We start from the raw sequence: 22,035 nt of genomic DNA, 5'->3' as shown, positions 1-22,035 counted from the left end.
TTTACTTTCCGATACAAAACTTAGAAAAAATATTTCCCAAAACCTCATCATTCGTCACCTCACCTGAAATTTCGCCAAGATGTTCCAGGGCATTTCTAAGTTCATACGCCAGCAATTCAGTTGAAATCTGGAAAGTAATGGCTTCCTTCACTTTATGAACAGCAGCCAGAGACTTTCGTAGAGCTTCAAAATGGCGCTGATTGGTGATCACCACATTATTTTCTTCAGTTTTTAATTGTTCAACGTAAGAAGACAATTCATTCTTCAGATCCTGAATATTTTGGTTTTCAACTGCGGAAATTTTAATAAAATCAAACTCCTGAGAAATCTCGTTTCTGAAAATTTCCTCCACTTTTTCATATTGAGTCGGAATCACTTCATCGATTTTTGTGGCGCAGATAATCAGTTTCAGATCATCTCTCAGCAAAGATTTTATCATTTCGATATCTTCGGAAAAATCTTCTGTTCCCGCATCGGCCAAATAAACAAGAACATTGGCGTTTTCCACTTTTTCTTTGGCTTTTTTCACTCCGATGGCTTCAATTTCGTCCATCGTTTCCCGTAATCCTGCGGTATCAATCAAACGGAAAGCATGACCTTTAATATGTAAAACTTCTTCGATCGTATCTCTTGTCGTTCCGGCTATATTGCTCACAATCGCCCTTTCTTCTTTCAACAAAGCATTCAATAAGGTTGATTTCCCGGCGTTCGGTTTTCCGATGATGGCAACCGCTGTTCCGTTTTTGATGGCATTTCCGTATTGGAAACTTTCAATCAAGGAGTTTAATTTTAATTCAATTTTATTTAATAATTGAACCAATGCCGTTCTGTCCGCAAATTCCACATCCTCCTCTGCAAAATCCAGTTCCAGTTCGATTAACGAAACAAAATTCAGCAAGTCGGTTCTCAACAACGAAATTTCATTGGTAATTCCACCTTTCAGCTGATTGATGGCTACCTTTCTTGAAGCTTCATTTTCAGAGGCAATGACATCTGCAATGGCTTCAGCCTGAGAAAGATCAATCCTTCCGTTGATGAAAGCACGAAGCGTAAATTCTCCCGCTTTTGCCATTCTCGCTCCATTTTTAATAAGGGTTTCAAGAATACGTTTTCCAATATGCGGCGAGCCGTGAAAAGCAATTTCCACAGAATTTTCTGTCGTAAAACTTTTCGGAGCCAAAAAAATCGAAAGCATTACCTCATCAATCGCTTCTTCGCCATCCACAAAATATCCGTAATGGATGGTATGCGATTTTTGTTTTTCCAGATTTTTGGCAGGAAAACTCTTCTGAACTATCGGTAAAGCCTCATTTCCGGAAACCCTGATTATCCCCAAAGCTCCCACTCCATTGGCCGTAGCCAGTGCACAAATGGTATCGTTATTCATGCCGCAAATTTACGGTTTTTTAATGGTAATTTTTAATTCTTCAAATACAGTTCTTATACATTGCACCGCCACAATCAGAAGTTGTAAATTAAAATTCGCTACTAAAAGAAAAACCTTATAATGAAAACATTATAAGGTAATAGAATATATAAAATTTATGTTTTATTGAGAAATAGGAATTGCAGTTATAATGTTTTCACCCCAAATATTTGCTCCTACCCTTTCCAACCAGGTTGCTGTACTTGTAAATGAAGATGTTGTACTGCCTACAATTAAATAATACGTTTTATTAGCTCCGGAAGAATTATTTATCAAAACGCTTCCTTGTGCCAAGGCATATTTATAAACATTTGTCATGACTACTGTTGGTCCGGAAATTTGAGCACTTATATATCTTGCATTGTTAGAAAAATCGTTTGTTAGTGTAGGATTAAGGGGTGTATTATCATCAGTGAAGCTAAAACGAAGCCACATATACTGATCACCTGTAAGTGCATCTCCAGTTATTCTTAAAAGCTGTGTGACATCTACTCTCCAGCTTCCTGGAGGAAGGGTAATAAATGCATTTGTTTTATCCCATAATGCCGTCGTTTTGAAAGTATAATTACCGGCTCCTACATTTGAAGGAAATACTCCCATAATGGTAGTCAAAGTAATAGGTTTCCAGAGCGCGCTTCCCGAGGCATCTGTAGTTAATACGTATTTATCCGTTTGAGAACCATCAACTACCTTGATCCCCGAAATCGGTGCAGCAGTTGTTCCACCTGTCTGAATCTCTAGTTTAGCAGTAGGAGCAGTAGTTCCTAACCCTAAGTTTCCTGTTGAGGTTCCTACAATATCATCAGATTGTTGGGCAATATTCGGAACACCTGTTGAGGGGTTATTTTTTTGTCCGTCAATATGAAAAGTAGCTTGGGGATTAGATGTATTGATCCCTACTTGTGCATAAGTTGTGTGTAATAAAGAACAAAAGCACATTAAAATAATAATTTTCTTTTTCATTCTTATTTATTTAGTGTAATGTAAAGTTAATAAAATTAATTCAAAAAATATAGATATTATTCTTTTTTAATAATATCTATATTTATTTCAAGATTATTTAATAAAAAAATTAAATAATCAATCATTTTTTTTCATAATTGAAAATTAATGATCAGGTATGACAGTACTCTTCCAGACTTACTCCGCTTAAAATATTCAAATTTGACTTTTCCATTTAAATGATTATTAATAAAATAAAAAAATCATCCCAAGAACTGAGATGATTCGCTGCTTTGAATTTACTAAATGTATATGAAGATATGAATGATGTGTCATTTTGTTGATACAAAGATAGCTTGCCTTATTTCCCAATCTATCAGGATAAACCCTAAAAATTATCCGTGAAAATACGGTTGTATAAACGGAAAAGCCTCGTAACTTTCATTACAAGGCTTTGAATTATTTAAATAATATCAATTCACAATTGAGAATTGACTATTTCACTTTTTTAAAGTGGGCTTACCAATTCCAGGAACCAGTTTTTCACTTCCCCTTCCAGGTATGGAGCGATTTTTTCTTCGCAGGTTTTATGGTAATTATTCAGCCATGCGATTTCTTCTTCGGAAAGGATTTCTTTTACGATTGTATCTTTAAAGAATGGGCAGAACGTCAATGTTTCAAATTCGTAGAAAGTACCGAAAGCGGTTTTTTCCGATTCTTTTACGGCGATCAGGTTTTCATGACGGATTCCGTATTCTCCTTCCACATAAAATCCAGGTTCGTTGGAACAAACCATGCCTACCAAAAGCTCCTGCGGATTCATATCTTTTCTGATATTTTGCGGACCTTCATGCACATTCATAAAACTTCCCACACCGTGACCTGTTCCGTGATTGTAGTCTTTTCCGGACATCCACAACGGAAGTCTTGCAATGGCATCAAGCTGAACACCTCTTGTACCTTTCGGGAATTTCACCATCGATAAACGGATCATGCCTTGTAACACCAATGTTGAGTTTCTTTTAAATTCATCCGAAACTGCTCCCAAAGCCAATGTTCTGGTGATATCTGTTGTTCCTTCAAGGTATTGACCTCCGGAATCTACCAGAATGCTCGCATCATTTGTCACGTCTTTGCTTCCTTCGCTTTTTGCGGAATAATGCATGATAGCGCCATTATCTTTATATCCGACGATACTTCCGAAGCTTTCCCCTACAAAATTTTCACCTTCCGCACGGAAACCTCTCAGCTTTTCACCGATGGAATACTCGTTCATTGCTTCTTTTCCGGCATTGTGAGTGAGCCAATACAGGAATTTTACCATAGCAACACCGTCTCTTACCATTACTTTTCTGAAACCTTCCAGTTCAGTTTCGTTTTTCTGGGCTTTCATCAGATTTCCGGGAACCGGCGCTTTGATGAATTGATTTTCAGATTTTAATGCTTCAAAAATTGACTGATTGCTGTTTGGAGAAACGAGAATTTTCTCATTTCTGAAAGTTTTTAAATGATTTGAAAATTCTTCATAAGGCATCATTTTAACGAAAGAATCGTCCATTGATTTTCTTGCCTCAACCTCTAATTTTTCAAGGCCAGTGAAGAGAATCGCATCATTTTTAGTGATAATGATGTATCCCAGAAATACAGGATTACTTTCTACATCACTTCCTCTCAGATTCAATGTCCATGCAACATCATCAAGGCTTGAAATAATATGAACCGTAGCTTCCTGCTCTTCCATTTTCTGGCGGATTGCAGCGATCTTATCTGTCACAGATTTTCCTGCTCTTTCTACAGGGTGCACAAAGATTGGATTTTTGGAAGGTGTTCCTCTGTCTTTCCAGATTTCCTTTAAAAGAGGAAGATCAACTAATGTTATATGTTTTGGATTGAATTTTTGTGAAAGAAGTTCCCAGTTTGCGTGAGAAGTTGCCAATGCATTTACCGCTACTTTTCCGTTTGCCGGAATTTCGGAAATGATCCAGTCGATATAGTTGGGAGTTCCTTCCAGCCCGTCTTTGAAAAGATCGATTCCGGAGCCTTCTAATTCGATGGCAGCCTGTGTGTAATATCTTCCGTCTGTCCAAAGTCCGGCCTTATCTTTGGTAACCACCACAAAACCAGCAGAACCTAAAAACCCTGACAGCCAGGCTCTTTCCTGCCATTCTTCCGGCAAGTATTCACTCATATGCGGATCTGCAGAATATACTATAAATGCATCAACATTATTTTTCTGCATTTCTTCACGAAGCGCAGCTACTTTTTCCTTTGAAGTCATTTTTTATTGAATTTTTAAAGATCGGAAGTTACGAATTTTTGAGTGTTCCCGGTATATTTTTCAGGAGAGATAATGCTAATTTTTTTATAAATAATTCTGTTGATATATTTATTTAAATGTGACTTTATAACTTGAATTACCAACCGGAGATTAAATTTAATATCGAATATTTCTAAATGAAACCTGCAACCCTAGCCCTGATTGAAGCATTTGTTTGAGCTCATTTTCTGTTTTTTTTTCGGGCGAGCCTTTGGCTCGCCCGAAAAAAAAACAGAAAATAGCGAGTGCGGAAAGCAGGATAAAGCTCCTAAAAAAGAGTTTATGGAAGTTTAAATAATAAATTTCCTGACAAGCTTCCGGTTTAATTATTGAAAAATTTTAGGCATTTCAGTACAATCAACAATATTTAGATACCACAAATATCAATTATTATTAAAAATTTAACATTTTGGAAAGATTCTTGCTATATTACACAATATGGAAAGTCAGAGTTATCAAAATCACAGGAAATTTTATCCGCCACATCATTTTATTTATCTTCCATTATTAATTCTGCTGGAAGTTTTCGGGATCTGGAAAATTTTTAATGATGAGCCTAATAAACTGATCTGGATTTTATTTTCGATTGTTATTTTTCTGCTTTTCTATCTGGCAATTATGATCAGACAGCATTATGCGCTGGGACTTCAAAACCGTTTGGTAAGACTGGAATTCAAACAAAGGTATTTTGAGTTATTCGGCCAGAGGTCTGATGAAGTTGAAAGCAAGTTGGGATTTGATCAGATTGCAGCATTGAGGTTTGCTTATGATGATGAATTTAAAGAGCTGTTGTACAAAGCACTTCATGAAAATATTTCGGGGAACGAAATCAAAAAATCCATCAAAAACTGGCGAGCAGACCATCACAGAATTTAGAATAATAAACACCAAAATAAATTGCTATGAAAAAATGGAGCTTATACAGTATTATGATCTTATGTTTATTAACACTAACAAGTTGTGAAGCGATAGAGACAATCTTTAAGGCAGGAATGTGGTGGGGAATTATATTAGTAGTTGGCGTATTAGCTATTATATTATGGCTATTTTCAAGGGGTAAGAACTCTTAACCAAAAAATCTTATGGAAAATTCAGACTTAGAAATCATTTCCCATCTGAACCCTTCTAAGATTGTCAAGATTATGAGAGATCCGGAGGCTTCTGCAAAGGCGGTACATCTAGTATATACTTCCGATGCAGAAACGGCCGGTATCATTCGGAAAAAAACCGGAAAGAAATATTCTTATTATAAAGACGGCGAAAAAATCAAGGATAAGGACGAGATCTCAAGAATCAACAAACTCGTTATTCCCCCGGCTTGGGAGAATGTCTGGATCTGTGCTTTGGACAACGGACACCTTCAGGCAACGGGATTTGATGTAAAAAAGAGGAAACAGTATCGTTATCACCCTCTATGGAATGCCTTACGAAATCACACAAAGTTTTACAGAATGCTACAGTTCGGATACGCTCTTCCGAACATCAGGCTTCATGTGGAGCAGGATCTGGCTTTGAGGAATTTTGAAAAGAGGAAAATCCTGGCATTAATCGTAAGTTTAATGCAGAGAACCAACATCCGGATCGGAAATAATGCCTACGAAAAACTCTACGGTTCTTTTGGTTTAACGACTTTAAAAGTTAAACACGTAAAAATCAACGGGCAGAAAATTACTTTTTCATTTAAAGGTAAAAAAGGAGTCATGCACAATGTCGATCTGAAAAGCAGAAGATTGGCCAGACTCGTTCAGAAATGTAAAGATATTCCCGGAAAAGAGCTGTTTCAATATTATGATGATGAAGGCAACCGCCACTCCATCGATTCGGGAATGGTGAATGAGTATATTAAAGAAATCAGCGGGGAAGATTTTACGGCAAAAGATTTCAGAACCTGGTCGGGAACGGTAAGTGCATTAATTGCTTTTAAAGAAATCGGCTACGCAGAAACCCATGCGGAATACAAGAAAAAAGTAAAAGAAGCTTTGGAAATTGTAGCTTCCCACCTCGGAAATACAAGCACCGTCTGCAGAAAATATTACGTACATCCTTTGGTAATCAACCTTTACGAAAACAATACCATTAAAAAATATCTTGACGAGCTTGAAGAAATAGAACAAAATGACGGAAAAGCAGGCTTAACCCAGGAAGAAAAACTGGTGTTGAAGATTTTGGAAAACGAAAAAATGTAGAAACGTCAATAGTTAATGGTCAATTCGCTTTGCCTGGCAATTTTTTAAGTATTATTTTTAAAATTCACTATTCACTTGCTAAGCAAAATTGACAATTCACATATTCATCTATCAACAAAATCAATTTTAAATGTTGTAAATTTGTATCATTAGCAAATTAAAAAATAATACAACGTAATATGTCAAAAGCAATTTCGCAAGTACCATTTGCAGTAAACGAACCGGTAAATTCTTATGCACCGGGAACTCCGGAAGTAAAAAGCCTTATCGCTCAATACAAAAAAATGTGGGCAGAAAAGATAGAAATCCCAATGATCATCAACGGAAAAGAAGTAAAAACTAACGAAAAAGTTCAGCTTCAGTCTCCTCAGGATCATGCTCATGATTTCGGGTTTTACTATAAAGGTACCATGCAGCATGTGGATGATGCTATCAACGCGGCATTGGCAGCCAAGCAAGAATGGAACGAACTGGGCTGGGAACAGCGCGCAGCAATTTTCTTAAAAGCAGCTGATCTTTTAGCCGGACCTTACAGAGATGTAATCAACGCCGCTACCATGATCGGACAGTCTAAAAATGTTCATCAGGCTGAAATAGATTCTGCTTGTGAGCTTATCGATTTCTTAAGATTCAACGTAGAATTCATGACGGAAATGTATTCTGAGCAGCCGGTTTCCGACAGCGGAATCTGGAACCGTGTAGAATACAGACCATTGGAAGGATTCTGTTTTGCAGTAACGCCGTTCAACTTTACAGCGATTTCAGGAAATTTGCCGACTTGTATGGCCATGCTTGGAAACGTAGTGGTTTGGAAACCATCTGACAAGCAGGTTTATTCTGCAAAAGTAATCATGGATGTTCTTACTGAAGCGGGTCTTCCTGCAGGGGTAATCAACATGATCTTTACAGACGGAAAAGATACTGCTGAGAAAGTTTTAGCTCATAGAGATTTTGCAGGACTTCACTTTACAGGTTCTACAAAAGTTTTTCAGGGAATGTGGAAAATGATCGGTGACAATATTCACAATTACAGAACATATCCGAGAATCGTAGGAGAAACTGGAGGGAAAGACTTCGTTATCGCCCACCCTTCTGCCAATGTAGAAGCTGTAGCAACGGCTTTGGTAAGAGGTGCTTTCGAGTATCAAGGGCAAAAATGTTCTGCCGCTTCAAGAGCTTATATTCCTCAGTCTCTTTGGGCTGATGTGAAAAAAGTAATGGAAACGCAGATCAATTCTATTAAAATCGGTTCTCCTGAAGATCCTTCAAACTTCGTGAACGCGGTAATCGATAAAAATTCTTTCGAAAAATGCAAAGGATATATCGACAGAGCCAATGCATCCAGTGAAGCCAACGTAGCGATCGGCGGAAAAACTGATGATTCTAAAGGATGGTTTGTACACCCGACTGTAATCGAAACGACAAATCCTCAGTACGAAAGTATGGTGGAAGAAATTTTCGGGCCGATCTTATCTGTTTTCGTTTATGAAGATAAAGACTGGAAAGAAACTTTACAACTGGTAGATTCTTCTTCTCCTTATTCATTAACGGGTTCTGTTTTTGCACAGGATCGTTATGCGATCAATGAAGCTTTCAAAGCGTTGGAAAATGCTTCAGGAAATTTCTATATCAATGACAAACCTACAGGTGCAGTTGTTGGTCAGCAGCCTTTCGGTGGTGGTAGAGCTTCCGGAACAAACGACAAAGCAGGTTCGAAAATGAACTTATTGAGATGGACTTCCGTAAGAAGTATCAAAGAAACTTTTGTTTCTCCTAAAGATTACAGATATCCTTATCTTGGGTAATCATAAGTAATAAATAATGGGCAATAAGTAATTTGCTTCATCAATACATATAGCCTCTGAATTTCGGTTTCGGGGCTTTTTTATTGATGATTGCTTGTTGACAGTTAATTGTTTATTGTTATTAGTTATTGCTTTACCCTGAACTTTAAACTTTAAACATTAAACATTGAACATTGAACATTGAACATTGAACATTTAACATTTAATCAAATTCTACTTTTTTTAACAATTTTTACATTAATTTATTGATATTTTAATAAAAATTAAACCTTTTCGGAATAATTATTGAATTTTAAAAATCACACACCAAAACAAAGTATTATGAAAAAGTTTTTGTTAATAGCCGTAGGTTTAGGAATATTCGCAGTGAGTTGCGGAACAAAGGAATCCTCAATGTCAACAAGTAGTAAAGATTCGACAGCAGTAGACAATACAACACAAAGTGTATCGCCTGCTACGACTGATACAATGACTACTAAGACAACAAATCCTGACAGTATCAAGATTAAAACGGATTCAGCGGCCACAACACCTGTTAAGTAAATATAAAGTTTAACTTAAAATGGAAAATCCACAGATGAAAGCTCTGTGGATTTTTTTTATTTACTTATTTGAAAATAAATTATATTTGTATCCTAAAAACAACACAGTGATAAAAAAAATCTTATTTGTTGCCTTTACGGCAATAGGACTTCTTACTTATGCACAGGGAATCAAATTTGAAGAAAACAAACTTTCTGAAATTCTTGCTAAAGCTAAAAAAGAAAACAAACTTGTTTTTATAGATTCTTATACTTCTTGGTGCGCTCCGTGTAAAATAATGGCAAAAAAAATCTTTCCGCTTCAATCTGTAGGTGATTATTACAATTCCAATTTTATTAATGCAAAATTCAATATGGAGAAGGGAGAAGGTATTGCAATTGCAAAAAAATATAATGTAAAAGTATACCCTACTTATTTATTTCTGGACGGGGATGGTAAGGAAATACATCGGACAATGTCTTCTATGGATGAACAAGAATTCATTCAGCTTGGGAAAGATGCTCTGGATCCTTCTAAACAAATTACCACTCTCAAAAGAAGATTTGATGCTGGAGAAAAGGATCCGGAACTTCTAAAAAGCCTTATCCAGCTGACAAATGATGATGATGCATATAATCCTAAGGTCTTTAAACGCTACTTTACCGTAAAACCTGAAATTGATAAAGAAGATGCAATGATGCTATTTACTTCTATCAATGGTACAGATGATAGCCGCTATCAACTACTACAAGAAAATAAATCTAAGATCATACAATTAATATCTCAAGAAAATTTTGATGAGTATAATAAATTTGTAATACTAAAAGGCATTCGAAAAAAAGCATATGAAAAATCAAAAAAACTTGATGAAAAAGTCTTTTTAGCAGAAGCACAAAAATTTTTCGGAAAAGAAGAGGCTGAAAAAATTTTATTTAATGAAAAAATAAGTGAATCACTTGAAAATAAAAACTATGCAGCTTACGAAAAAATGGTTTTGGATAAATATAAAGATAATTATTCTAATGAAGAGCCTCTTGAGCTGGCCTATGTCGCACAAAACTTTCTAAATCATATCAAAACAAGATCGTCTTTAGAAAAAGCATTGCTATGGTCTTCTGATGCAGCAAAAAGAAATCCACATTCAATGACTTTTTTTACTTTAGCGGGTCTCTATAATAAGCTTGGAGATAAAACTAATGCTAAAATATATGCTGAAAAAGCTCTTGAAGAAGCAAAGAAAGCTAAATACCAAAGTGAGGATCTTAATGCTGATATTCAGAAATTATTAGACAGTTTAAAATAAAAATCTACAGATACTTATTTGTAAATTTTTATTATAATACCCGTATGATAAACGACTAAGGTTTCCAATAAATTTCTTTTATCTTTTATCCAATATCATTATATTTGATTATACTAAACATTTAAAGAAATTAACTATGAAAAAATTATTGTTAGGAGCTGTTGTAGGTTCTCTTTTTTTAGCAAGCTGCGCTCAGAATAAAGAGAAAAGGGAAGAATTTAAAGATGATCATGACAAAAGCGCCATGCGAAACTCGATGGGAGATTCTGCAGTTGCCAATTCAGAGATCGGGCCAGAAATAGACTCCACAAAAGTAAACGATACTGTAAAAACAAAATAATAATAAAACCGCAGAAACTGCGGTTTTATCTTTTAAAAAAACTTGACTGAAAAAAACCGGGCAATCACCCCGATTATTGTATAGAAAAATCTTAAAATTATTCTCCCAGATAGATAAAGGTATTCACTACCAGATACGCAGATTTGTTATCCAAAGCTTCACCCGTTCCTCCTGAGCTTACCGTTGCCGTTCCTGTCACCGTATGGGTATGATTTCCCGCATTGGCAGCATCTACATCAAGATTATGGGTATGGGCTCCTGCATTGGCTCCGGTTCCTGTCACAGAATGTGTATGAGCTCCTGCATTGGCCGTAGTTCCTCCAATACCGACATTTCCCCAGGCTCCCGGCGAACCGTTCCCCTGATAATTACCTGTTCCGTTGTTTCCGGCATTTGTTCCTCCCAATAGAAAACCTCCTCCAGAAGTCGGGCCGTGAGCGTGCGCTCCTGCACTGGCTGCAGTTCCCGATACGGAATGGGTATGCGCTCCCGCACTTATCGCGGTTCCGCTCATGGTGTGGGTATGAACTCCTGCGGCGTTGGTATTTCCGCTGATAGTACCCGTAAAATTTACACTCGGAAGATTTTCTTTTTCAATCTGTAACGTATTACTTCCGCCAACGCTACCTAAAATTTCAACATTGTTTTTTGTTTTTAGAACCCTATCTGCAGCATTTGGCAATTTGGACGGGAAGCCTAAGCTTACCGCGGCATTCATTGCTCCTGCGGGAAGAGTGGAAACGTCTCTTCCATCCAGTAAATACCACCCATTGTGATCAATAGGCTGTATAGAATGCTTAATATCACCTGCCGCCTGTGTGCTGAAGTTTCTCCCGTCTCCCTGCATCATTTTTACCCAAACCGCACCATCAAAATAATACAATCCTACAGAAGTAATGTTGATGGTTTTGGTACTGGGTACACCTACAGGAGCTGTTGCATATACAATGACTCCCGCATGTTGTGGAAAATACTGGTTATCTCCCGCTTTGATCTGATCTCCCGTAAGTCTCGGTGGTAAAATTCCTTCCGCAGAAGATCCGTCGTTTGTTTTGGCAACGACATCCAGACTCGTTATCGGGTCAGCCGTATTGATTCCTACTTGCGAATAGGCAAGATTGGACAATACAGATGCCATAACGACCGTTAAAGTTGTTCTCATCCGTTTAATTTAATACTAGTTTAATGTTCATGGTCTGGCACAAAATATTGGTTAGATATCCGGTACCGCTAGTAGTTTTTAGTTTTAGTGTTTAGGTGTGAAATACGAGATTTTTTCTTTTAAAAAAGGAAATTTTCCTTGAGAAAAAGTGTGACAGACTGCAGTATGGGTTATGTCCCGTAAAACTGCTGCAAAGATATTGAAGTGATCGATTGGCATAAAACAATTACTTATCCGTTTTCGGGAAAATGATAAGAATAATTGTTTAAATCGCGAATCATTCTAATTGTTTTCCTGAAAATGAACATGTTTATCTGATTGGTTTTCAGAATCTAAAAGCTTTATATAGGAAGATGGAGAAAAATCGGTTTCCGCTTTAAAAACGGCGGCAAACTTACTGTGGGAAGAAAAACCGCACTCATCAGCAAGGATACTGATCTTATATTGCCGGTATTTTTCTTCATTAATAAGCTTATCGATGATGTAATTTATCCTCAAACGATTAATATACGTTTTAAAATCTGCGCTTTTATGTTGATTGATAATGTATGAAAGATATTTTGTATTGGTATTGAGTTCTCCGGCCAGAAAAGGCAGGGACATATTCTTATTATTGTAAAGACTTCCTTTCTCAAAATCATTCAAAAGTTCAAGCAATTTTGTTTCTGTCTCGGATGTCATGAGGGATTCATTCCTTTTTTTATGATCATCTTTTTTCTTAAAAACCTCTTCTACGGAAATATTTGAAAAATCCGGTTCTGCAACTTCCTTTACTGGTTCGGAATTGTTTTCTTTATTAATTTGAACATAGTGGTTTCTGATAATATTTCTGAATTTCGAAAACTGTTTTTTCTGTTTGGATTTACAATAGACAAACAATCCAACCAAAGCGGCTGCCAGAATAATAATCGCGATATTTTTAGCAATACTTATCTCTGTGCTTCTTTTTTCAGATTTTATTGTTGAATTTTCAGGAGAAACCGTTATTGCTGCAACTGTTTTTGCATAATCTTTCTCAGGCAAAGGAATTTTATAGATATTGATTTCTGCTAAAGGAAATAATTTTTTGAAATTTTTCGTGTGGTGAAGAAAATGAGTGGGAAATGTGAGTAAAGCAGCAACAATAAAAAACAAAAGCTTGTAAAAACTTTTAGACATAAAGCAACAAATTATCATGGTTATTATAATAATTCATCATCTCAGAGGTGTCTTTTTGTTGGGTGCAAACTTAAGAATAATTTATATTTTATTAAAATTTTACGATATTAATTAATATTTTAAACTAAAAATTAAACAATCGTTTATTTTAATAACTTACCCTTCTCTTTTTTTAACCTTCCATTAAAAAAATAATCAAAACTTAGTTGTAACTATTTTAATCAGATGATGACTAATTTGTAGGCATTATTATTACATTTGCAATCAATAAAAAGTATTTATGAAAAAATTAGCAATACTCTCTTCCCTTTTCATCGGAGCAATTGCCTTTGCACAGGGAATTAAATTTGAAGACACCAATTTCAAAACCATTTTAGCCAAAGCTAAAAAAGAAAATAAACTTGTATTCATCGACGCCTACGCATCATGGTGCGGGCCATGCAAACTGATGGTGAAAAATGTTTTCCCACAGAAAGCAGTCGGGGATTATTACAATTCTCACTTTGTAAACGCCAAAATCGATATGGAGAAAGGTGAAGGTATTGATCTTGCTAAAAAATACAACGTAAAAGCCTTTCCTACTTATCTTTTCGTAGACGGAAACGGTGAGGTGGTACACAGAACGCTGGGTTATGTTGAAGAAAACGACTTCATCCAATTTGCAAAAGATGCAGGAGATCCTAGTAAAAGAATAGGAACATTAAAGCAAAGATTCGAAAACGGGGAAAAAGATCCTGAGTTTTTGAAAAATCTTGCTGAGCTTACGATGTACAATGATTCTGAATTTGCAGGACGTGTGATGGAGCGTTATTTGAGCGGAAAAACAGAACTAGACAGAGGAGATGTACAAATGCTGCTTACCGGAGCACAAAATACAGACAGCCCTTTGTACAAAATGTTCCAAGCCAGAAAAGTGGAAATCACGAAAATTCTTCCTGCAGAAAAATATGATGCTATTGACAAAAATATCAAGATCAACAGTATTTTCAAGAAGTCTTACAATGCCGATACAAAAACTTGGAACGACAGCTATTTCATGACGGAAGCGCAAAAATTCTTAACAAAAGATGAAGCTGAAAAGATTCTGAAAAGAGCAAAAGCAGGCAGAGCTTTGAAAGATAAAGACATCCCAACTTACGAAAAATTAAGTTTGGAATTATATAAAGATACTTCAGCTGCGAATTCAGAAGAGCTGAACTCAATAGCATGGAACTTCTTTGAAAATGTGAATACTAAATCTTCTCTGGAAAAAGCAGTAACCTGGGCTCAGGAATCTGTAAAGAAAAATGAAAATTATGCCAATACAGATACATTGGCCAATCTTTACAACAAGATCGGAGACAAGAAAAATGCTAAGCTTTGGGCAGAAAAATCTATTGAACTGGCTAAAAAAGAAGGACAGGATTCTGCAGACACAGAAAAGCTGTTGAAAACCCTTTAATTAAAATACATAGAAATAAACAGCTCCGGCATCTTCGATGCCGGAGCTGTTTTTTAATAATAGTTTAAATAATAAAATATCTTTCCATTTTTGAATTTTAGTTCATTCTTGTAAGAACAATTCTATAATTTTTAACAATATTTCCGTTGTTGGTAATATTGACAGTACCACCTCCCACTAGCGAAATAGTATAGTTAAAACCGGTGGTATTACTTCCATCCTGACAACCTATCGGATTCCATGTTGTATGGGTAGTCACTGTGCTGGCTTGGGTAAATGTAGGTTTAGATCCTGTAGTTCCTACAACTCCGTCGTCCCCGGTAAGGGTGGGATAACTTCCATTATAAATATAATATTCGGCAATAGCGACATCCGTACACCAATTCGAGACAGAAACAACAGCTTTATAAATAGCTCCTAATGCTAATCCTGATATTACAGTAGCTGTAGCTCCGGGCGTAATAGCAGGAGAAGAAGATGCAATAACACTCCCATAGGTACCAGGGTTCATTTTTACAAAAACACCATTAGCATCTGCGTGTACCGGAGTCGAAATTACATTGTCTGCAACAGAATTCACAGTTCTTACTCTTGCCGTACCATTTACATCCAAGGTATTGGTAGGAGCTGTATTGGCAATTCCAACATTTCCTCCTACAGCACTTATGGTCGCATTAGCTCCAACACTCCCCATATTTCCGCCCAAAAATACATTTCCGTTTTCCTGCATTATGATACGGCGAATATTATTATTTCTGTCAACAAGGCTTAGTTGTGAATTTGGCGATGTTCCTTCCGGAGACAGCGCCCATTTTGAAGTTGCGTTTGTAAATTGAGACTCAATACCTTCCACATGAAGTTTCGCAACCGGAGCCATTGTACCTATTCCTACTCTATCATTGGCTGCATCTACCGAAAAAGTTTTTCCGTCTACTGAAAATGCGTTGGTGGCCGTACCTGTAAAAGTAAGGGTTTTATCATTCTGTGTTACGGTTCTGTTAGTCAAAACAGTACCATCCGAGTTATAGATATTCACCGAAGAGCCGGAGCTTCCTGCATTCAGCTTTACCCAGACATTGCCGTCAAAATAGTAATACCCTACCGTATCGACATTTACGGCATTTCCTGTTTGAGTTCCTCTTACCACACTATCAACAAAAATCAAAGTAGAGACAGGGATAGAACTCATAGATTGCGCTCTTTCTCTGTCTACTCTCGGAACGAGAAGACCATCAACATTTTTTGAAGTACCCGTAGAATTTTTTGCAGTAATATCCAATGTAGAACTTGGAGTAGGTGTATTAATACCAACCTGTGCATTAAAAAATGAGGCGGCTGTTAGTAATATAGCTGCAGATAAAGCTTTTTTCATAATTTATATTTTTAATTTATTGTTGTTTTTTTAAAGTCAACCATTGTTATTGAAGTTCCGTACTTCTTTGTATTTAATTTATCAATACGTTACCGCCTGAATAAATACTCAAATGGGGAATTAAAATTATTGGTTGTGATTTTTCAATACCCCCTCTTGAAGAGAACAGATCATGACCATTTCTTGAAGTATGTAAAGAAGTTTTAGCAATAATACCCAACGTAGAACCGGGAGTATTTAGCAGAGCATAGCAAAGAGAGGTAACTGTCAGCAAAATAGCTGCAGATAAAGTTTTTTTCATCATTGTTGTTTAAGTCCCAAAAATATAAAAAACAAATAAAACTCACAAACCATTTTTAATTTTTCGTATAATTTTTAATAATTACTTATTAATTTGAAAAAAAAATATTTAGCAAAAACGCGCTTATTAAAGCATTTTCCTGTATTTTATATCACAACCATATGATATTTATCATGAAATATTAACAAAATATAAATAAAAAAAATTAATTTTTCGCAAATAATTATCATTATCAATAGTATATATAACAATTATTCTTTAAAAACACAATATATTGAATTAACTCTAACATTTTCACTTCAAATTATTTCTTCAAACAGCCTATTATGAATAATATTAAAAAATACATATTTACATATAAAATTAATAACAGAATAAATCAAAAACATCAATAACAAGTGATTTATACATCGTTACCCGTTTCTCCCCCGAAAAAAATTTACATTCAATTATTCTAAAAGGTATTTTGATGAAATGTATAAAACAAGATTTTTTTTACCAGAATGTGGAAGGTATGCTTGGATTTTTACCAAAATAAAAATCCGCAGAAGATTCTGCGGATTTTCAGGATTGCGTTCAAACAAGTTTAATTTACAATATTAAAGGAACATATAAATTTTTCGTGTTGTGTTTTTAGATTTTCCAACCTATTATTTAACAGCTTGTTTTTTGTGCCTGATTGTGTCTCCTATAGTTTATTTATTTGTGGTGATTTATGTTCTTATATTTAAATAATATCTATTCCTAGCTATTCATTTTAGTTCATATTTTCAGGTAATCTTTAACAAAAAAATTGTTGAAACTACTACCGTTACCCATATGTAAATATAGATAAAAAAAATCATATAGATTTAAATTAATTATAAGAAAATAAGTTATTATGTAAATTAAATTTAATATTTATCAAATATCATTTTAAAATCAAGATTAAAAAAATTTAAAGAAATATTAAAATTTTAAGAAAATATTAACAAAAAACCACCAATCTTACGAATATCAATTTATTTTAATTAATATTTAGTTAATAAACTCAAACCGTTTTTTATCAAAAAAACACCCGCTGATGCAGGTGCCTGATTTATCGTTCCAACGGAACTTCCTTTTTAAAAGATTCAATCATCTGATCTCTTCTCTCTTTGGGAAGATTCTTTCTTTCCGGATACGGATTACTTTTAAATTCTTCTCTCTTTTTAATATACTGCTCCCTTGTTACAGGAATGCCTTTTTGCAGGGGTTTTATTTCCGTCTGCTTTTTTTCTATACCTATTGCTTTGAATGAGTGGTAATTTTTTTCATCATTGATTTCCAGAATCAAACCTGTCAATCCTTTAAACCTGTAAGGTCCTTCCGAAATCGGAATATCTTTCGTATACCAAGCCGTAAATATCCTGTTATTAAAATTGGTTGTCGCTTTGTTGCATCGATATCCGAGAATCGTTTTTACCTCATCATAATTCGTATTCCATTTCAGATAGGTACTTTCGAATGTAAAGACGTCCCGAAAGATGTTTCCTGTGTAATAGATTTGCGAGCCATTCCTATATATCGAGTAACTTATTTTGTATTTGGGAAGATCAGCAGTGCGGATTTCCACATTCGCCGAAGTCTGGGCAGCAATACCGGCTTGCTCAAAAACCTTTCTTGCCGCTACATATTGCCTACTATAATATATTGATGACCGGGGATTACAATCTAAAACCATGAGCTCTTTTGACCGGTGACTGGGATCTACATCTGTCGTATCTCTGGTAAAAGAATATTCATAAAGAACCTCAAGATCGGAAAAGGATTTTTCTTCTTTCTGCTGGGAACATGCAAAAAAGAAAGAAAAGAGCAATAAAATTGAAAAGTAATAACGCATCTAAAAGTTTGGTTTTCTAAGGGTTGTAACCATATTGCGGATTTTCAAACGGACTGTCGCAATCTATTTCCATTTGGTCTGCATCTACAAGATAGCACAAAGGATCATCGTTTGCTCCTACTGTGACATATTGGGTATACCCGCAAGAGGAAGTAATTTTTATAGGATTATAAATCACTTTGGATTCTGCTTTCATTTCAGCCACGGAAGTATGGGCACTTATTGTTCCGGCAACTGCCATTGCTGCCAATAAAAAAATTCTCTTCATTTGTTTTTTAGAATTTTGAAATTAATAATAATTTTTTACACCAAAAGTATTTCGCGAAACTTTTCCCAAAAATGTGAAACAATTCCCTACCTGACAATTCCAAATAGAATAAAATACTATTCCGATCGGAATAAAAATATTCTGGTAAAAAGATTATCTTTACATTTCAATTTCCAAATCGTATGAATAACAGCATTGGTTTTAAAATAAAAAAATTAAGGGAACAAAAGGAAATTTCGCAGGAAGACCTGGCTTTCCAATTGGATATTTCACAAAGCTACCTCAGCAAAATAGAAAACGGCTCTATTGAAAAAATAGACTTTCTTTTTATGCAGCGAGTAGCAGAGTTTTTTAAGGTAGAACCTCAATATTTTCTGGAAGGTGATACAATTTTTAATGTTGAAACAAGTAATAATTCTGCTGTGGGTAATATTCATATGTCTACAATAAATAATAATATTGATAATGATTTGTTTAAAAGCGTCATGCAAAATCAGCAACAAATCAGCCAGCTCATGGAAATGCAGAATAAGCTGATCGAAAAACTTCTGAAAAACTAGATTATCTTTACATTTCAATTCGATATCGTATGAATAACAGCATTGGTTTTAAAATAAAAAAATTAAGAGAACAAAAGGAAATTTCGCAGGAAGACCTGGCTTTCCAACTGGATATTTCACAAAGCTATCTCAGCAAAATAGAAAACGGCTCTATTGAAAAAATAGACTTTCTTTTTATGCAGCGAGTAGCAGAGTTTTTTAAGGTAGAACCTCAATATTTTCTGGAAGGCGATACTGTTATTAATGACATTGAAACAAGTAATAATTCAGCTGTTGGATATTTTAGAAACTATACAATAAACAACAACATTGATGGAGATTTGTTTAAAAGTTTTGTGCAAAATCAAGAACAAATTACAAAACAACAAGAACAAATCAGTCAGCTTATGGAAATGCAGAATAAGCTGATCGAAAAACTTCTGAAAAACTAGATTTCATGTCTCTGGTTTAGGTACGAAAAAGCACGCCTTTTTCAAGACGCGCTGATTCTAAAAACATAAACTATGAGATATAAAATTATATGTGGGGTCTAAAATATTTTCCACTATAATCCGACTGGATCGTTTTCAAATATAGGCATTAAGTCATTCGAAAAAACAGGTAACATCATGATTTTCAGGTGACGTTTACTTATTTATAAACTATTGGGAAATAAAAATAAGTCCACCTTTTATTTAGCCATAAAATATAAACTGCTTTTATAAAAAATATTAAGATTATAAAACCCTATATATCAAAAAAATCGCCGAATTTCTCCGGCGATTTTTATTTTTTTTCTGAAAAATTTAGTTATTGTATACCAATACCTGCATTTTGGTAAGCATAGCCTCTACGTCGCCATTATATCCTCCATAAAAGCTTGGAACAAAATTAACAGCCTGAGTCCCTACCCATGCATCATATTGCACTTTAAAAGTATAAGTTCCTGCCGTAAGTGTAACCGATTTTAAAAAAGTAACCGGATGCGGAAGTCTCGACAAACCACTTCCATCACTGGATGATGCGTAAGCTGAGCTAATTTTGGTACCGTTCTGAAGTAAAATAAAAACCCCTTGTGAGGCTCCTGTTGCAGTCTGAGCCGCATATCCCATAATAGTAAACATGAAAGTCTGGGTGTGGCCTGCAGGAACAGTTACTGTAAGAGTCACTCCCGGTACATCAGCAGTAGTTCCCTGCGCTACATTCAATTCTGTTGTCCCTTGTACATAATAGGTATTGAACAGAGCTCCGCTCATCGTATTCAGAGCTTGCCAGCTGGGAGCAGCTCCTGATCCTCCGGATGTGAGAAGCTGCCCTGTAGTTCCCGCACTTCCTGCTGTAGAGGCAGTACCTCCTACATTCAATTCATTTACGACTTGTAAAGAACCATTCACATGATGTGTTTTTTGCGGGGTTGTCGTGCCGACACCTACCCTGTCATTTGCTGCATCTACCGATAAAGTGGTACCATCTACAGAAAATGCATTGGTTGCCGTGCCGGTAAAAGCCAGCGTATTTGCATTCTGAGTAACGGTTCGGTTTCCGGTAAGTGTACCATCGGAATTATAAATATTTACACTCGGGTTTAGTTTTATCCAAACCGTACCATTAAAATAATAGTATCCAGCAGCATCTACATTTACTGCAGTTCCTGTTTGAGTTCCGGTAGCAATACTGTTTACATAAATTAAAGTAGATACAGGAACAGAAGCCATAGACTGAGCTTTTTGCCTGTCTACTCTTGGAACCAAAAGACCTTCCACATTAGTAGAAGTTCCAGTCGCATTTTTGGCAGTAATGTCTAGCGTCGAAGCAGGAACATTATTGTTTATTCCTACCTGAGCACAAAAGAATAAAGGAAATAGTAAAGTCCCGAATAAGATTTTCTTTTTCATATTTTCTGTTTTTAATTTGTAATTTATTAACAAAAGTCATTATTTTACATAAATTTATAAAAATAATATAACATAAATGACATATTACCAATAAATATCACAATTAATTAAAATAATAATAAAATAATTAGTTTTAAATTATTTTTTTTAATAGAAAATATTTTATTTCACGTATATAAATCAGCCAAATTCAGGAAATATAAAAATGAGTTTAGCAGTAGTATGTTTAATGACAGGAAATCAACCCAAAAAGCCGGAAGAAAATTCTTCCGACTCATTTTACATCATAAAGTGTTTTTAGTATTCCTACAAAAAAAATTTAGTTATTGTATACCAGCACCTGCATTTTGGTAAGCATGGCTTCTGCATCTCCGTCATATCCGGCATAAGCAGTAGGATTATGATTAACCCTTTGATCACCAGCCCAGGCTTTGTACTGAACTTTAAAAGTATAAGTACCCGAAGGAAGCGATACAGCTTTCAAAAAAGTAACAGGTATAGGAAAATCTACAAATCCCCCACCTGCATTTCCAACATTAGAAGTATATGCAGAAGATATTTTAGTTCCATTTTGTAATAGACTGAAGACCCCTTGTGAAGATTTGCCGGTACCAGGAGAAGGGTTAACCGCATATCCTAAAATATTAAACAAAAAAGTCTGTGTGCGGCCTGCAGGAACTGTTAATGTAATGGTAACTCCCGGTACATCAGCCGTTGTTCCCGCCGGGATAGTTAAGCCGGTAGTTCCCTGTACATAATATGCATTAGAAATTGTTCCGCTATGTATGTTCAGTGTTTGCCAGCTTGGTGCAGTTCCGGCTCCGTTAGATGTCAGAATTTGTCCGGCCGTACCCGCATCTCCCGCTTTCGAGGCATCACCTCCTACGTTTAATTCATTTACTACCTGTAAAGAACCATTCACATGTAAAGTTTTTTGTGGGGTCGTTGTATTCACACCCACTTGTGCTTTCAAAAATGATGCACTTATAATCAATAATAGAATTGTTAAAAATTTTACTCTCATCGCTTAGTATTTTTAAAATTTGAAAATTTTGAACAAAGAGATAACAATTCAGTCAGAACACAAAAAAAATGGTATACCATGCATATACCACTTTAAAATAACTAATTGAAAACCAAATAATTAAAATTAAGTCACAAATAGTAGAATTTTAATTAAAATTAAAATATTAACTA

Annotated in this window: 20 protein-coding genes; 9 read left to right on the top strand and 11 right to left on the bottom strand. The window is 35.3% G+C overall.

The features are described 5' to 3' along the window. Position 1: 1 nt before the first annotated feature. The 3 genes from mnmE to BMX24_RS03025 all read right to left on the bottom strand — a co-directional run bounded on the left by mnmE (position 2) and on the right by BMX24_RS03025 (position 4,646). Positions 2-1,387: a tRNA uridine-5-carboxymethylaminomethyl(34) synthesis GTPase MnmE gene (mnmE, locus tag BMX24_RS03035; protein ID WP_089790598.1), complete on the bottom strand. Its 1,386-nt coding sequence runs from the start codon at positions 1,385-1,387 to the stop codon at positions 2-4. Positions 1,388-1,549: 162 nt separating this feature from the next. Then, entirely contained in the window at positions 1,550-2,389 is an 840-nt protein-coding gene (locus BMX24_RS03030; protein ID WP_089790597.1) for a hypothetical protein, read from the bottom strand. Between the two features lie 487 nt (positions 2,390-2,876). After that, complete coding sequence (locus tag BMX24_RS03025; RefSeq protein WP_089790596.1) at positions 2,877-4,646, bottom strand: aminopeptidase P family protein; 1,770 nt, start codon at positions 4,644-4,646, stop codon at positions 2,877-2,879. A 477-nt stretch (positions 4,647-5,123) separates the two neighbouring features. On the opposite strand from BMX24_RS03025, the gene BMX24_RS03020 reads away from it, so the two are divergent. From BMX24_RS03020 to BMX24_RS02990, 6 genes are all read left to right on the top strand, one after another. Continuing rightward, the gene (locus tag BMX24_RS03020; RefSeq protein ID WP_089790595.1) at positions 5,124-5,561 is read left to right on the top strand and encodes a DUF6526 family protein; all 438 of its coding nucleotides are present in this window, start codon (positions 5,124-5,126) and stop codon (positions 5,559-5,561) included. Positions 5,562-5,767: 206 nt separating this feature from the next. After that, positions 5,768-6,871 carry a DNA topoisomerase IB gene (locus tag BMX24_RS03010; protein WP_089790593.1) on the top strand — a complete coding sequence of 368 codons (1,104 nt, stop codon included), beginning with the start codon at positions 5,768-5,770 and terminating at the stop codon, positions 6,869-6,871. Positions 6,872-7,050: 179 nt separating this feature from the next. Then, positions 7,051-8,676 (top strand): L-glutamate gamma-semialdehyde dehydrogenase, encoded by a 1,626-nt coding sequence (pruA, locus tag BMX24_RS03005; RefSeq protein WP_089790592.1) that lies wholly within the window; start codon positions 7,051-7,053, stop codon positions 8,674-8,676. Positions 8,677-9,069: 393 nt separating this feature from the next. Next, entirely contained in the window at positions 9,070-9,219 is a 150-nt protein-coding gene (locus BMX24_RS03000) for a hypothetical protein (RefSeq protein ID WP_228404657.1), read from the top strand. Between the two features lie 19 nt (positions 9,220-9,238). Beyond that, complete coding sequence (locus BMX24_RS02995) at positions 9,239-10,501, top strand: thioredoxin family protein (protein ID WP_228404654.1); 1,263 nt, start codon at positions 9,239-9,241, stop codon at positions 10,499-10,501. A 136-nt stretch (positions 10,502-10,637) separates the two neighbouring features. Further along, positions 10,638-10,841, top strand: a complete 204-nt coding sequence (locus BMX24_RS02990) for a hypothetical protein (RefSeq protein WP_089790590.1) — start codon at positions 10,638-10,640, stop codon at positions 10,839-10,841. Positions 10,842-10,938: 97 nt separating this feature from the next. Here the strand turns inward: BMX24_RS02990 and BMX24_RS21320 are convergent, their stop codons facing one another. Beyond that, entirely contained in the window at positions 10,939-12,003 is a 1,065-nt protein-coding gene (locus BMX24_RS21320) for a hypothetical protein (RefSeq protein ID WP_228404652.1), read from the bottom strand. 282 nt (positions 12,004-12,285) lie between these two features. Beyond that, on the bottom strand, positions 12,286-13,161 hold the full coding sequence (locus tag BMX24_RS02980) for a helix-turn-helix domain-containing protein (protein ID WP_170835643.1): 876 nt from the start codon (positions 13,159-13,161) through the stop codon (positions 12,286-12,288). Between the two features lie 280 nt (positions 13,162-13,441). Here BMX24_RS02980 and BMX24_RS02975 point away from each other — a divergent pair, with 280 nt between their 5' ends. Then, entirely contained in the window at positions 13,442-14,602 is a 1,161-nt protein-coding gene (locus BMX24_RS02975) for a thioredoxin family protein (RefSeq protein WP_089790587.1), read from the top strand. A gap of 97 nt (positions 14,603-14,699) precedes the next feature. Here BMX24_RS02975 and BMX24_RS02970 read toward each other — a convergent pair whose 3' ends face one another. The 4 genes from BMX24_RS02970 to BMX24_RS02955 form a co-directional block, all read right to left on the bottom strand. Next, positions 14,700-15,974, bottom strand: a complete 1,275-nt coding sequence (locus BMX24_RS02970; protein WP_089790586.1) for a hypothetical protein — start codon at positions 15,972-15,974, stop codon at positions 14,700-14,702. Between the two features lie 73 nt (positions 15,975-16,047). Further along, the gene (locus BMX24_RS02965) at positions 16,048-16,278 is read right to left on the bottom strand and encodes a hypothetical protein (RefSeq protein ID WP_089790585.1); all 231 of its coding nucleotides are present in this window, start codon (positions 16,276-16,278) and stop codon (positions 16,048-16,050) included. A 1,075-nt stretch (positions 16,279-17,353) separates the two neighbouring features. Further along, positions 17,354-18,136, bottom strand: coding sequence for a GLPGLI family protein (locus BMX24_RS02960; RefSeq protein ID WP_089790584.1), 783 nt, complete (start codon positions 18,134-18,136; stop codon positions 17,354-17,356). A 16-nt stretch (positions 18,137-18,152) separates the two neighbouring features. Beyond that, positions 18,153-18,404 carry a hypothetical protein gene (locus BMX24_RS02955; RefSeq protein WP_089790583.1) on the bottom strand — a complete coding sequence of 84 codons (252 nt, stop codon included), beginning with the start codon at positions 18,402-18,404 and terminating at the stop codon, positions 18,153-18,155. Positions 18,405-18,586: 182 nt separating this feature from the next. Between BMX24_RS02955 and BMX24_RS02950 the strand changes: the two genes are divergently transcribed. Then, positions 18,587-18,964, top strand: coding sequence for a helix-turn-helix domain-containing protein (locus tag BMX24_RS02950; RefSeq protein WP_089790582.1), 378 nt, complete (start codon positions 18,587-18,589; stop codon positions 18,962-18,964). Between the two features lie 29 nt (positions 18,965-18,993). Next, the gene (locus BMX24_RS02945) at positions 18,994-19,395 is read left to right on the top strand and encodes a helix-turn-helix domain-containing protein (RefSeq protein ID WP_089790581.1); all 402 of its coding nucleotides are present in this window, start codon (positions 18,994-18,996) and stop codon (positions 19,393-19,395) included. Positions 19,396-19,749: 354 nt separating this feature from the next. Here the strand turns inward: BMX24_RS02945 and BMX24_RS02940 are convergent, their stop codons facing one another. Both BMX24_RS02940 and BMX24_RS02935 read right to left on the bottom strand, forming a co-directional pair. Further along, entirely contained in the window at positions 19,750-20,838 is a 1,089-nt protein-coding gene (locus tag BMX24_RS02940; RefSeq protein ID WP_089790580.1) for a hypothetical protein, read from the bottom strand. A 319-nt stretch (positions 20,839-21,157) separates the two neighbouring features. Next, on the bottom strand, positions 21,158-21,862 hold the full coding sequence (locus BMX24_RS02935; protein ID WP_089790579.1) for a hypothetical protein: 705 nt from the start codon (positions 21,860-21,862) through the stop codon (positions 21,158-21,160). Positions 21,863-22,035: the final 173 nt, after the last annotated feature.

It is taken from the genome of Chryseobacterium wanjuense, from assembly GCF_900111495.1.
Lineage (GTDB): Bacteria > Bacteroidota > Bacteroidia > Flavobacteriales > Weeksellaceae > Chryseobacterium > Chryseobacterium wanjuense.
Note: the sequence above shows the minus strand (reverse complement) of the source record. Positions and strands in the feature narration are given on the sequence as shown.